The sequence below is a fragment of the Kitasatospora sp. NPDC017646 genome, assembly GCF_044329365.1.
In the GTDB taxonomy this organism is placed as follows: Bacteria; Actinomycetota; Actinomycetes; order Streptomycetales; family Streptomycetaceae; genus Kitasatospora.
Genome location: NZ_JBIRJC010000016.1, coordinates 1 through 11,945, shown reverse-complemented (window position 1 = coordinate 11,945; position 11,945 = coordinate 1). Strand labels below are relative to the sequence as shown.

The following is an 11,945-nucleotide window of genomic DNA, read 5'->3' as shown; positions in this document are numbered from 1 at the left end:
ACCCGTCAGGGCGTCCGGCGGTGGGGCGGTACCGCGGCCACCGGAGCGGGGGCGACGGGGAACGAGGACGACGGAGCGAGGAGTGACATGACCCAGACCGTGGTGATCACCGGGGCGAGCGCCGGCATCGGCCGCGCCACGGCCCGGCTGTTCGGCCGCCGGGGCGCGAACGTGGTGATGCTCGCCCGGGGCAGCGCAGGGCTGGAGGCGGCCGCCGAGGAGGTCGAACGGGCCGGCGGCACCGCCCTGGCCCTGCCGACGGACGTCGCCGACCACCAGGCGGTGTCCGACGCGGCGGACCGGGCGGAGGAGCGGTTCGGCGCGATCGACGTGTGGATCAACGTCGCCTTCACCTCCGTGTTCGCGCCGTTCGACGAGATCCGGCCGGAGGAGTTCCGGCGGGTCACCGAGGTGACGTACCTGGGCTTCGTGTACGGCACGATGGCCGCCCTGGAGCGGATGAAGCCGCGCGACCGGGGCACGATCGTGCAGGTCGGCTCCGCGCTGGGCGCCCGCGCCATTCCGCTGCAGTCCGCGTACTGCGGTGCGAAGCACGCCGTCAACGGGTTCACCGAGTCGGTGCGCTGCGAGCTGCTGCACGCGGGGAGCAAGGTCCGCGTCACCGTCGTCCAGATGCCGGCCGCCAACACCCCGCAGTTCTCCTGGGTGCTCTCCCGGCTGCCGCGCCACCCGCAGCCGGTGCCGCCCATCTACCAGCCCGAGTTGTGCGCCCGGGCCGTGGCCTTCGCCGCGGACCATCCCCGGCACAAGCAGTACTGGGTGGGCGGGAGCACGGCCGCCACCATCCTCGCCCAGAAGGCGGCCGCACCGCTCCTGGACCGCTATCTCGCCCGCACCGGCTACGACTCCCAGCAGACCGGCGACAGCGTCGGCCCGGGACGGCCGAACAACCTGTGGCACCCCGTCGACGGGGCCGACGGAACCGACCACGGAGCGCACGGCGAGTTCGACGGGCAGTCCCGCTCCCGCAGCCTCCAGCTCTGGGCCTCCCAGCACGCCGGGGCGATCTGCGCCGTGGCCGGCGGGTCGCTCGCAGTCGGCGCCTGGGTGGCGCTCGCCCGGAGCCGGCCTTCCGCTGGAGGCAGCCTGGTCGGGTACCGATGAGTCGTGCCGGCGGGTCGCGGGCCCCGGCCTCAGGCTCAGGCTCAGGCTCAGGCTCAGGCTCAGGCTCAGGCTCAGGCTCAGCCGAGGGTGGCGTCGAGGAAGGCGCGCCAGGCCGTGTGGACGCGCTCGGCGTGGGTGTCGTCCTCAGCCGCGAGGATGTCCAGCAGCAGGCCGCGCAGGACGGCGAGGACGACCGTGGCGTTCGCCCCGGTGCCCTCCAGGACGCGGCCCAGCCGGGGCAGCCACTCCTCCAGAGAGGCGGTGCCGAAGTCCAGTTTCAGTGGAAGGGGATGCCGCCATGGCCACCACCGCACCCGGAGTCGTGAGCGTCCGCGAGGCCGACCGGCCCGGCGACCTCGGTGCCGTCGCCGCCCTGCACGGCATCCTCTACGCGCGCGAGTACGGCATGGACGCGACCATGGAGGCCTACGTCGCCGCGGGCATGGCCGAGTTGGTCCTGGCCCGCACCGCCGAGGGCAGCGCGGCGCCCGGCCGGCTGTGGGTCGCCGAGCTCGACGGCCGGGTGGTCGGTGCTGCCGGGCTCGTCCGCGCCGAGGAGCGCCCGGGCTGGGGCCAGCTGCGGTGGGTGCTCCTCGACCCGGTCGCCCGGGGCCGGGGGCTGGGCCGGCGGCTGCTGGAGACCGTCCTGGGCGAGGCCCGCGCCCGCTCGTACGAAGGCGTGCTGCTGTGGACGGTCACCGGCCTCGACGCCGCCCACCACCTGTACGCGAACGCCGGTTTCGAGCTCACCGTCTCCCGCCCCACCCACAAGTTCGGGCTCGACACGGTCGAGCAGCGGATGGACCTGCGGTTCTGAACGAGGTGCCGGCCGCCCCCGGCTGGACCGTCGGGCGAGTCCGCCGTCGACCCGGGCGCGAAGCCGTGCCTCCCCGCCTGGCCTTCTGGACGGACGCGCCTGGAATCGCCTTTCCGCTGGACGGTCGTCATGTCTGGAAGGGCAACCGGGTGGGCATACAACTGGCAACCGGCGACGGGCCCGACCGTGACTCCCCCACGAGTGCGACCGGGCCCCTGCCGGCTACCGGGCCTGGGCGTGACTCCCCCCACGGAGTAGCGGCCAGGCCCGCTGATTTCTCAACCAGCGACACGCAGCGTACATGCCATCTCTACTCAACGCTACCTCGCGGCCGAGGATGGCCGATCGGCATACCGTTCGGCGGGCCGGGGCGCGGGCAGCCCCGCTTCCTCGGTGGCCGAGATGGCCCGTCGCAGGGTCTCCCGGGCCTGGTCCAACTCCTCGGCGCGACGGTCGAGTTCGGCGAGCTGGGTGCGCAGCTTGGAGAGCACGCCCGGACAGGCGAGCAGCGGGCCGTCCGGCTGGCCGCAGGGTAGGACCTGGCCGATCAGCCGGGTGGGCAGGCCCGCGGCGAGCAGGGCACGGATCCGGCGGACGGTCTGTTCGGCGGAGGGCTCGTAGTCGCGGTAGCCATTGGGCAGCCGGGTCGAGCTGAGCAGACCGGCTGATTCGTAGTACCGAATCAGGCGTTGACTGGTGCCGGTGCGCTGGGACAGTTGCCCGATCCGCATGGTCGCCCTCTCCCCGTTCGGCTTGACCTTGTCACGGTGTCAGGGTTGCAGACTAGGGCACCGCGACCGGAGGCCGCCCCCAGGGACGGCACTTGACCAGGAGAAACCGTTGATCATCGACGCGCACAGCCACGTCCACGACCCGCTGGACAGCCACCTCGCACTGCTCGACGAGGCCGGGGTCGACCGTGCGGTGCTCTTCGGCACCCGGCCGCACCCGGAGCGGGCCGTCGATCTGGCCTCGTTCAAGCGGGAGATGGGCGTGCTGCACGCGACGGTCAGCGGGCGGTCCACCGACGCCGAGGCGCACCAGGCGGCGGTGCGGGAGCTGGCGGCGGCCTGCGCGGCACACCCGGACCGGTTCATCGGGTTCGGCAAGGTGCGGCTGGACGTGCCGGCCGAGCAGATCGCCGCGGAGGTGGAGCGGGACGTGGTCGCCCGGGGCTTCCGGGGCATCGGCGAGCTGACGCCCCCGCCGGACGGTGCGGGCCTGATCGAGCCGGTCCTGCGCGCCTCGGCCGACCACGGCGGACTGCCCGTGGTGGTGCACGGGTTCGCGCCGACCACCGCCGGCGACATGGCGACACTGGCCGACCTCGCCCGCCGCCACCCGAGCGTCCCGCTCGTGATCAGCCAGCTCGGCGGCCTCAACTGGCTGACGGCCGTCGAGCTGGCCCGCGAGACCGCGAACCTCTACCTCGAACTGTCCACCACGAACGTGGTGTTCGCGCTCCGCCTGGCGCTGAGGGAGGTACCCGACCGGACGGTCTTCGGCTCGGACGCCCCGTACGGGGACCCGGTCCTCACCCGCGCCTTCGTCGAGCGCGTCACCCCGCCCGGCGAGCTGCGCGACCGCGTCCTCGGCGGCACCTTCGCCGAACTCCTGGGCCTCTGAGCTGAGTCACGGCACGTCTCGGGATCTCCGCTCACCCCTCACGGGGGTGGGGGCGAGCGGTTCCCAGCCGTTGACGACGGGCCCGGTCAGCCGTGGTGCACGACGAGCGTCATGTCATCGGCGCCGCCGTCACCGCCGCCGGTTGACCGCCCCCCGGTCGGCCCCGGCCGCGCGGGTGCCGGCCCGGGGCCGACCGCGGCCATGCGTCACACTGTTCGCCGTCGCGAACGGCGCGACCCGGGAGGGGCAACGGTGGACATGGACGTCGTGGGACGGTTGGGGGCGGCACTCGGCCGCGGTGACACGGCGGCCCTGCATCCCGCCCCCGATCACCACCGCTTGGTCGTCCCGGACGGGCCCGCGGGGCAGTTCTCCGTCGACGTGCTCGGCGACGCGGACACCGCCCAGCGGGTCGTCCACCTCCTCCCGGGCGGCGGCCTCAACGTCGCCGCCAACTACGGCACCGCGCAGGGCCGGAGCCTCGCGCGCTTCCTCGCCGACCACGGGTACCTGGTCGTCGGCACCACGCCGCGCGAGGACGCGCTGACGGCCGACCGGATCGGCCCGCAGTGCGCCGGCTGGGGCCTGGACGGACACCGGGCGGACCTCGAACGGGTCGTCTCCGCCGTCGGAGCCGTCACCGGCCTGCCGTACGAACTGCTCGGCCACTCCGCCGGGGCCGCGCTGGCCCTGGCCGCCGCCGCCCGGAGCGGTACGGAGGCACCGGAGCGGGTGCTCGTCCTCGACACCACCGGCCCGTACGACCCGGAGACCGAACCGGAGTCGGTCGCGCGGGCCGAGGCGCTGACGGACCTGTTCCAGCGGCAGCTGGCGGCGGGCGTGCTGACCGTGGACCCCGGTCTGAAGGGCCTGTTCGCCCAGGCGGCCACCGCCCCCGACGCCCCGAGCGGAGTGCCGCGACCGGTCTCGGGGGCGGGGCGGTTCAGCAACCTCGGGCTGCTGCACTACGCCCTGATCCACACCAGGGAGTTGCCCGGGCCCGCGAACTGGATCCACCACCGGGGGCACAGCAGCGGCAGCTACGCCTTCGGCGCCACCCCCGAGGACGACCGCTTCGCCCTCACCCACACCCCGCTCCCCGTCTGGCAGGAGGCGATCGCCCGTCTGGGCAGCGGCCTGCAACCGACCGCGCTGCTGCGGGACCTCGCGGCGGTCTGGGCGGGCCGCACGGAGGTCCACCGGATCGACTGGGCGGCGATCCGGGCCGACGTGGTCTGGGTGAACGCCGAGTTCGGGCGCGGGGACCACGACCTCGGCGCCCGCCTCATCCGACGGAGCGGCGCACGGGTCGACTACCGGGTGGTGCCGGGCTACGGGCACGGCGACGTGGTCTGGTCGGCCACGGCCGAGCGGGACGTGTGGGAGTCGCTGCTGCCCCGCCCGTGAAAGACGGTGACCACCAGCGGGCGGTTGCCGACCAGTTCGACCGGCGGCGCGAGGCAGAGGCAGGCGGCCGTGGCCAGGCAGACGCCCGTCAGCGCGGCGGTCGTACGGTGCACCCAGCGCTCGGCGCGGGTGAAGCGCAGGACCAGATCAGCTCGTCGGCGCATCGTCCCGCCCGTTCGACCGGCCGACCCAGGCGTCGACGTCGTAACCGTTGCCCTCCCAGTACCCGGGCTGCACCGCGTCGGTGACGGTGATGCCCGAGAGCCACTTCGCGGACTTGTAGAAGTACATCGGCGCGACGTACAGCCGCACCGGCCGGCCGTGGTCGTGGGTGATCGGCCTGGCCTGGAGGCGCAGCACGACCAGCACGTCGTCCCGCCGGGCCTGCTCCAGGGTGAGGCTCTCGGTGTACGCGAGTCGCCGCAGTCGCCGCAGTCGCCGCAGTTCGAATACCGGCGGGGGTATATTTGGCCGGGTCAGACCATTCGCCGGGGGGCCTTGAGAAGGGAGCGCGGCATGTGCCGCCGAATCGCCTGCCGTACCTGCGGGAAGCCGACCTACGCCGGGTGCGGGATGCACGTCGAACAGGTGCTGGCCGGGATCCCCGCGCCCCAGCGGTGCTCCTGCGCGTCGAAGGAGAGGACGTCCGGGAGCTGGCTCGGGCGGCTGTTCGGGCGCCGCTGACCGGGAACCGTCCAGCCGGACCGTGAACACCCCATGGCCGACCCGGCTTCTGCCGGGTCGGCCAAGCATGTCATCATCTGAAGACATCATCTGATGACATCGGTTGGTGACATCCCTCGGTCACGTGTGCCCCGGGGTGGCCGGGGCCGGGATTCCACTCCCGGTTCGGACTCTCGAACTGTGACGAAGGGGGCGCGTCCATGGAGACCCCAGCGGGCCTGTCGACGCGACGTGAGCGGGCCCTGGTGCCCGTACTGGTCTTCCTCAGCGCCGTGGTGGCGGTGATCAGCAGCCTCGGCGCGCCGATGATCCCGACCATCGCCACCGTCGACCACGTCTCGCTCGCCGAGGCCCAGTGGTCGCTGACCATCACGATGCTGGTCGGGGCGGTCGCCACCCCGGTGCTGGGCCGCCTCGGCGACGGGCCCGACCGCCGCACGGTCACCCTGGTGGCCGCCGCCGTGGTGGTGCTCGGCAGCGTGCTGGCCGCGCTGCCGCTCGGCTTCTGGTGGCTGATCGCCGGCCGGGCGTTCCAGGGCGTCGGGGTGGGACTGACCCCGCTGGCCATCGCCACCGCGCGGGACGCCCTGCCCGCCGCGGCCTCCCGCTCGGCGGTCGCGCTGCTCTCCATCACCACCGTGGCCGGCGTCGGCCTGGGCTACCCGATCACCGGGCTGATCGCCCAGTCCTTCGGCATCCACGCGGGCTTCTGGTTCGGCGCCCTGATCAGCGGCCTGGCCCTGGTGCTGGCCGCCCTGGTGCTGCCCGGGGCCGGGAACCGCGAGCGGCGGCCGCTGGACGTGCTCGGCACGGTGCTGCTGAGCCTCGCGCTGGTCGGACTGCTGCTGGTGCTCAGCGAGGGCGAGAGCTGGGGGTGGACCGGCGGCCGGCTGTGGACCGTGGCGGCCCTGTCGCTGCTGCTGCTCACCGGCTGGATCCGGCACGAACTGCGCACCGCCCACCCTCTGATCGACCTGCGCAGCCTCAAGAACCCCGTCGTGCTGACCGCGGACGTGGCCGGTCTGGTCGCGGGCGTCGGGATGTACCTGCTGATCTCCCTGGTCATCCGCTACGTCCAGACCCCGACCAGCACCGGCTACGGCCTGGGCGCCTCCGTCGTGGTCGCCGGGCTCGTCCTGCTGCCCTTCTCGGCCGCGAGCCTGCTGTCCAGCAAGCTCGTCCCGCTCCTCACCCGGCGCACCTCCTCCGCCCTGGTCCTGCCGATCGGCTGCGCCGTCTCGCTGGGCTCGGTGCTGTTCTTCCTCTTCGCCCGCGACCACCTGTGGGGGCAGCTGGTGGTGATGGGCATCGCCGGGCTCGGCGTCGGCTGCACCTTCGCCGTGATGCCCGGGCTGATCGTCGCCGCGGTGCCCGCGAACGAGGTCGGCAGCGCGGTCAGCTTCAACCAACTGCTGCGCACCATCGGCTACTCCACCGGCAGCGCCCTGTGCGGGGCCGTCCTCCAGGCGCACACCGAGCCGGGACGGCTGCTGCCCTCCGACAGCGGCTACCGGGACGCGGCGCTGATCGGCTGCGCGGTGTGGGTGGTGGTCGGGCTGACTACGATCGTCCTGCCGCGGCTCAGTGCCGCGGTCGCCGCCCGGGAGGGCGCGCGAGTGGACGAGGAGCTGATGGTGGAAGAGAGCATCGCGGACGGCGTGGCCGGCGGGAGCGAGGTACCCGTGCTGCGGGCGGGGGCCGACCGGTGATCGCGGCGGCTGCCGGGGCCGACGGGTCCACCGACCGGTTCGTTCCCCCGGAGAACGACTGCGCGGAACCCGCGGCGCCCCGGCGGCGGGACGCGGCGCGCAGCCGGGAGCTGCTGATCCGGGCGGCCCTGGAACTCTTCGCCGAGCGCGGCTTCGACCGCACCACCACCCGGGAGATCGGTGAACGGGCCGGGGTGGACCCGGCGTTGATCGCCCGGTACTTCGGAGGCAAGACCCAGCTCTACCTGGCCACCGTCCGGCTGGAACTCGGCGACGAGGTGCCGGCCGACCTGCTGGAGGAGGAGCGGCTGCGCACCCTGCTGGTACGGCTCACCCGGCGCGGGCCCGGCCCGTCCTTCCAGGCCGCGGTGCTGCCCGGCGACAACACCGAGGTGCAGCGGGCCGCCCGCACCTACCTGCACGAGCGGATGGTGCGACCGCTGCACGAGCGCTTCGCCGCCGAGCGGGTGGACCGGCCCCAGCTGCGGGCCGAACTGGCGACGGCCGCCTTCGCCGGGATCGTGCTGGCCCGTTCCAGCGGGGCGTTCGGTGAACTCTCCGCCACCGACCCGGAGGAACTGCTGCCGCTGCTGCACGACCTGCTGGCCGCGAGCCGGCCGGCCTGACCCCGACACAGGGGCTTGACCCTGCCGCCCGGCCCGACGGGGGGACCCCGCGCACCGGACCGTCCGGCGCGCGGGGTCCGCGGCTTCGTGACTACTGCTTCCAGGGGCGGGCGAACTCGTGCAGCGCCGCCACCGCGGCCGGGGCGAGCGCGTGCCCGTCGACCGGCGTGCCGGCCGGGTGCAGGAAGTGGTCCACGCCGTCCAGGGTGCGCAGGCCCGGGCCGCTGGTGTGCGCCCGGGCGAGGGCGTCGAGCAGCGGCGGTACGGTCCCGCAGGGCACGTTGGCGTCCGCGGTGCCGCAGGTGACGGTGACCCGGGTGCCGGGGCGGACCTCCCGGGCGACCTCCGGCGGGTAGACCGCGTCGTCGCTGCGGACGAAGCGGGCGTTGTTCGGGCCGAAGAGCGCGTTCAACAGCTCGGCGAGCGGCGGCAACAGGGCGCTGGTGTCGACCGGGCGGCCGGCCCGGAAGTCCGCGACGGCGGCGGCCAGGGCCGTCCTGTTCGTCCGGGCCGCCTCCTCGGTGACCTGCCCGGCCACGACCGCCTGGTCGAGCTGGGCGTCGAGCTGGGCGGCCAGGACGTCCAGCAGCCGCTCGTCCTGCGGGGCCAGCAGTGCCAGACCGGCCGGCGCGGGCCGGACCGTACGGGCGACGAGCATGGCCTGCAGCCCGCCCTCGCTGTGGCCGACCACCAGCATCGCGTGCCGGTCGGCCTCGGGCTGGTCGCGCAGGGTGGTGTAGGCCGCGGCGGCCTGGCGGGTGAAGGCGGCCAGGTCGAGCCGGCCCGGGTCTCCCTGGTAGGCGCCGGCGCCGGTACGGCCGGTGAAGTACTTGTCGAAGCGCAGCGTCATCACGCCGTCCTCGCCGAGGGTTCCGGCGACCGCCGCCAAGGTTCCCGGGGTGAGCGCGGGCGGCTCGTCACCGTCGCGGTCGGTCGGGCCGCTGCCGGGCAACAGCAGGGCGGCGGGCAGCCGGTGCCCGGCCCGGTGGGCGGGGACGTGCAGGGTGCCGTAGGCGGTGGTGCCGTCCGCCGTGAACCGGATCTCGCGGTCCGCCGCGGGGACCACCGCCCCCGCTTGGGCCGTCGCCGCTTCGGCCGCCGCCGCCTCGGCCGGGCCGGATTCGGCCGCGCTCGCGGCGGGCGCGGCCAACCCGGTCGCGGTGACCGCGGCGAGCAGGGCGGCGGTCGCCAAGGAACGCCAACGCATCGTTTCCCCCTGGTAGTTGAGCTGACGGGCTTGCGGTGTTCAGGTTACGACCGGGCCGGTGCCGGGCCCGGAGCCGGGCCCCCCGCGGTCACTCCCCGGCGTGCCCGGCCAGCTCCCGGTGCCGGTACTCGCGGGGCGAGAGCCCGTACGCGGCCCGGAAGGAGCGGCTGAAGTCGTCGGCCCGGAGGATGCCCCAACGGGCGGCGACGACGTGGATCGGGGTGGAGCGCTGCGCCGGGTCGGCGAGGTCGCGCCGCGCCCGCTCCAGCCGCCGGCTCCGGATCCAGGCGGCGACCGTCTCCCCCGCCGACCGCCGCGTGAACACCCGGTGCAGGTGGCTGACGGAGATGTGGTGGGCGGCGGCGATCGTGGACGGCGACAGCTCGGGATCGTGCAGGTTGCGCCGGATGAAGGCCCGGACACCCTCCGCCAGGGCCCGCTGCCGCGCGTCCTCCGGCACCGCGGCCTCGGCGTCCAGCTCCCGCGCCAGCCAGGCGGCCACCAGGTCCACCACGACCGTCCCCAGCCGGGCCGCCTCAGCGGGCCCCAGGGCGGCGGCCTGCCGGTCCAGCCCGAGCAGGAACTCCGACAGCAGCGCCGCCGAGCCCGTCCGCGCCGAGAACGCGCGGCCGAGCAGGTTGCGCAGCCGGTGCGGTGGCAGCGGCAGCAGGGCCGCGGGGAAGTCGATGCCCACCCCGGACAGCCGGGGTTCCGCCCGGCCTGTGCTGGGGCCGCCGAAGGTCCGCAGGTCGTACGGGGTCGAGCTGTCGACCAGGTGCAGGTCGCCGGGCCTGAGCGTCTCCGTCCGTCCGGCGCCGCGGGTCAGCGTCATGGTGCCCTCCTGAAGGAACGACAGGTGGTAGACCCCCTCGTCCGAGCGGCGCACCATGCGCTCGGTCCGCCGGAACCGCACCGAGGGGAAGGACGTCCCGAGGAGCACCACCTCCCCCAGCTCGGAGCGCCTCAACTCCGCCCGGAAGTCATCGGCGTGGGCACTGGTCGCGTCGCAGGCCCGCGTCCGCTCCAGCAACTCCCGCCAGCAGTCGAACCGTTCCTTCGCGGGCAGTTCCTCGCCGCGGAACACCGTCGCCGTCCCCACCGCCACGTCCGCCCCTTCAGGCTTCGTGGTCGATCGGTCCGCGGTCGAGCGGCGCCTTGGCGAGCGGCTCCTGCGCCAGTGCGGGCCGCACCTCCGCGGGGCCCGCCTGCGCCGCCTCCGGGGCGCTCCGCTCGATCCGGTCCAGCAGCCGGGCGACGGCGTCGGTGCGCTCCCGCAGCACCGCGACGTGCTCCGCCCGGTCGTCCGCCGCCTCGGCCCCGGCCGGCCGGACCGGGATGCCGCGCTGCCGGGCCGTCGCGATCAGGCTCTCCGGGGCCTGGCCCACGATCACCAGGGTGGCGGCGGCGAAGCAGCCCGCGTCCAGCGTGCGCGGGCGGCCGAGCAGCCCGCGGTGGACGATCCGGGCCGGTACGGTCAGCTCGTCCAGCCGCTGGTCGACCGAGCCGCGTTCGAGGGCCGCGAGGACGACGGTCGCCAGCGCCTCACCGGCCTTGGTGACGGCCCACTTGCGCCCGGGCACCGGCGGGAGGAACTCGCGGATCCGGTCCACGTCCTGCTCCAGGGCACTGGTGGTCAGCACCTCGAAGGCGTTGCGGGTCCGGATCTCGACGACCTTGTCCCACTCCACCTCCTCACCGTCGAAACCGGCCCTCGCGGGCCCCAGGTGCACCGCTCCGTAGCCGTCGAGCAGCCCGAGCAGCTTGTGCGCCACCGCCGGCGTCCGGGGGTGACGGCCGATCAGCGTGCCCAGCGACAGCTTCCACGGCTCGGTGGCCGGCACCTGCGGCGGCGCGACGGAGCCGAGCGCCGCGAGCGCCCAGCGCCCACCCGCCGCCGACCGCCCGCCCCGCAGCACGGCCTGCCGCCCGGCCTCCCCCAACCCGGCCGCCGCCCCCACCAGCCGCCCCAGTCCGGCCGTCCACTCGCCCCTGCCCACCCGCCCGCCCTCTCCTCGCCAAACCACAGGTCGGCAATGGTACGACCGGTCGATCCGGACTGTCCCCGGAGGTCCACCCGCCACCGGCGGGCTGGTGGACGGCACGGTGTTCCGGCTCAGCCCGTGGGACGGGAGGGGGTGGTGGCGGGGTGGTGCTGGAGGTCGATCGGGTTGTCGCCGTCGTTCGGGGGGAGGGTGGGGGCCGGGGTCGGGGCGGCCGGGGCGGTTGCGGTGGGGGCGCGGGTCGGCGGGGCGGTGGGCCTGCGGGCCGGGGTGCCGGTGGGGGGCGTCGGGGTGACCGTCGGTGCGGTGGGGATCGTGGGGCTCGTGGTGCCGGACGGGGCCGGGGCCGTGCCCGGACTGGTCGTTGTCGCGGTCGGCGTCGGGGTCGGGGTCGGCGTGGTGCTGCTGCCGGAGGCGCAGGCGCCGGTGGTGAGGATGAGCAGCAGGGCGGTGGCCGGGAGGGCGAGGCGTTGCTTCACGTGGGGTGTCTCCGGTCTCGTGCGGTTCCGGGGTTGGACGTCGGGGGTGCCGTACCGGTTCCGGAACGCCTGTGCCCGGCCCGCTCGGGGCGGGCGGGCCGGGCACAGGTGGGGCGATGGGCGGTCAGTTCCGGTTGTCCTCGTCGCCCTGGTTGTCGTCGTCGTACAGGTCGCAAGGGTTGATCGACCAGATGCCGCGGCCGAAGGTGGCGGCGTAGAGGCGCCCGTCCGGGCCGGTCTTCAGCTGCTGCACGGCGGTGGTGGG

Annotated in this window: 13 protein-coding genes and 1 pseudogene; 7 read left to right on the top strand and 7 right to left on the bottom strand. The window is 74.9% G+C overall.

All coding sequences use genetic code 11. From position 1 onward, the window contains the following. Positions 1–87: 87 nt before the first annotated feature. On the top strand, positions 88–1,125 hold the full coding sequence (locus ACH4J0_RS24045) for an SDR family oxidoreductase (RefSeq protein ID WP_396242593.1): 1,038 nt from the start codon (positions 88–90) through the stop codon (positions 1,123–1,125). Positions 1,126–1,202: 77 nt separating this feature from the next. Here ACH4J0_RS24045 and ACH4J0_RS24040 read toward each other — a convergent pair whose 3' ends face one another. Continuing rightward, positions 1,203–1,439, bottom strand: a complete 237-nt coding sequence (locus ACH4J0_RS24040) for a hypothetical protein (RefSeq protein WP_396242592.1) — start codon at positions 1,437–1,439, stop codon at positions 1,203–1,205. Between ACH4J0_RS24040 and ACH4J0_RS24035 the strand changes: the two genes are divergently transcribed. Then, entirely contained in the window at positions 1,424–1,942 is a 519-nt protein-coding gene (locus ACH4J0_RS24035; protein ID WP_396242591.1) for a GNAT family N-acetyltransferase, read from the top strand. The genes ACH4J0_RS24040 and ACH4J0_RS24035 overlap by 16 nt on opposite strands. A 320-nt stretch (positions 1,943–2,262) precedes the next feature. On the opposite strand, the gene ACH4J0_RS24030 is transcribed toward ACH4J0_RS24035, so the two are convergent. Then, positions 2,263–2,673 carry a MerR family transcriptional regulator gene (locus ACH4J0_RS24030; protein ID WP_396242590.1) on the bottom strand — a complete coding sequence of 137 codons (411 nt, stop codon included), beginning with the start codon at positions 2,671–2,673 and terminating at the stop codon, positions 2,263–2,265. A 109-nt stretch (positions 2,674–2,782) separates the two neighbouring features. Here ACH4J0_RS24030 and ACH4J0_RS24025 point away from each other — a divergent pair, with 109 nt between their 5' ends. Together ACH4J0_RS24025 and ACH4J0_RS24020 are read left to right on the top strand one after the other, a co-directional pair. Continuing rightward, entirely contained in the window at positions 2,783–3,568 is a 786-nt protein-coding gene (locus ACH4J0_RS24025) for an amidohydrolase family protein (protein WP_396242589.1), read from the top strand. 258 nt (positions 3,569–3,826) lie between these two features. After that, positions 3,827–4,975, top strand: coding sequence for a hypothetical protein (locus ACH4J0_RS24020; RefSeq protein WP_396242588.1), 1,149 nt, complete (start codon positions 3,827–3,829; stop codon positions 4,973–4,975). Positions 4,976–5,122: 147 nt separating this feature from the next. Here ACH4J0_RS24020 and ACH4J0_RS24015 read toward each other — a convergent pair. Continuing rightward, positions 5,123–5,389: pseudogene (locus tag ACH4J0_RS24015) on the bottom strand (molybdopterin-dependent oxidoreductase); the annotation flags it as partial. A gap of 102 nt (positions 5,390–5,491) precedes the next feature. Here ACH4J0_RS24015 and ACH4J0_RS24010 point away from each other — a divergent pair. The 3 genes from ACH4J0_RS24010 to ACH4J0_RS24000 all read left to right on the top strand — a co-directional run bounded on the left by ACH4J0_RS24010 (position 5,492) and on the right by ACH4J0_RS24000 (position 7,994). After that, entirely contained in the window at positions 5,492–5,659 is a 168-nt protein-coding gene (locus tag ACH4J0_RS24010) for a hypothetical protein (RefSeq protein WP_396242757.1), read from the top strand. Between the two features lie 200 nt (positions 5,660–5,859). Then, entirely contained in the window at positions 5,860–7,368 is a 1,509-nt protein-coding gene (locus ACH4J0_RS24005; protein WP_396242587.1) for an MFS transporter, read from the top strand. Then, positions 7,365–7,994 carry a TetR family transcriptional regulator gene (locus ACH4J0_RS24000; protein ID WP_396242586.1) on the top strand — a complete coding sequence of 210 codons (630 nt, stop codon included), beginning with the start codon at positions 7,365–7,367 and terminating at the stop codon, positions 7,992–7,994. The genes ACH4J0_RS24005 and ACH4J0_RS24000 overlap by 4 nt, the downstream gene beginning before the upstream one ends. Before the next feature lie 91 nt (positions 7,995–8,085). Here ACH4J0_RS24000 and ACH4J0_RS23995 read toward each other — a convergent pair whose 3' ends face one another. The 4 genes from ACH4J0_RS23995 to ACH4J0_RS23980 form a co-directional block, all read right to left on the bottom strand. Next, positions 8,086–9,201: an alpha/beta hydrolase gene (locus ACH4J0_RS23995; RefSeq protein WP_396242585.1), complete on the bottom strand. Its 1,116-nt coding sequence runs from the start codon at positions 9,199–9,201 to the stop codon at positions 8,086–8,088. A gap of 88 nt (positions 9,202–9,289) precedes the next feature. Continuing rightward, positions 9,290–10,300 carry a helix-turn-helix domain-containing protein gene (locus ACH4J0_RS23990; RefSeq protein WP_396242750.1) on the bottom strand — a complete coding sequence of 337 codons (1,011 nt, stop codon included), beginning with the start codon at positions 10,298–10,300 and terminating at the stop codon, positions 9,290–9,292. Positions 10,301–10,316: 16 nt separating this feature from the next. Next, positions 10,317–11,198 carry a hypothetical protein gene (locus tag ACH4J0_RS23985; protein ID WP_396242584.1) on the bottom strand — a complete coding sequence of 294 codons (882 nt, stop codon included), beginning with the start codon at positions 11,196–11,198 and terminating at the stop codon, positions 10,317–10,319. 116 nt (positions 11,199–11,314) lie between these two features. Beyond that, positions 11,315–11,680: a hypothetical protein gene (locus tag ACH4J0_RS23980; RefSeq protein WP_396242583.1), complete on the bottom strand. Its 366-nt coding sequence runs from the start codon at positions 11,678–11,680 to the stop codon at positions 11,315–11,317. Between the last annotated feature and the right edge of the window lie 265 nt (positions 11,681–11,945).

Coding starts and splice junctions, on each gene's coding strand:
- ACH4J0_RS24035 (WP_396242591.1), top strand. CDS start 1,424: ATGGCCACCACCGCACCCGGAGTCGTGAGCGTCCGCGAGGCCGACCGG.
- ACH4J0_RS23995 (WP_396242585.1), bottom strand. CDS start 9,201: ATGCGTTGGCGTTCCTTGGCGACCGCCGCCCTGCTCGCCGCGGTCACC.
- ACH4J0_RS24045 (WP_396242593.1), top strand. CDS start 88: ATGACCCAGACCGTGGTGATCACCGGGGCGAGCGCCGGCATCGGCCGC.
- ACH4J0_RS24030 (WP_396242590.1), bottom strand. CDS start 2,673: ATGCGGATCGGGCAACTGTCCCAGCGCACCGGCACCAGTCAACGCCTG.
- ACH4J0_RS24010 (WP_396242757.1), top strand. CDS start 5,492: ATGTGCCGCCGAATCGCCTGCCGTACCTGCGGGAAGCCGACCTACGCC.
- ACH4J0_RS24005 (WP_396242587.1), top strand. CDS start 5,860: ATGGAGACCCCAGCGGGCCTGTCGACGCGACGTGAGCGGGCCCTGGTG.
- ACH4J0_RS24020 (WP_396242588.1), top strand. CDS start 3,827: ATGGACGTCGTGGGACGGTTGGGGGCGGCACTCGGCCGCGGTGACACG.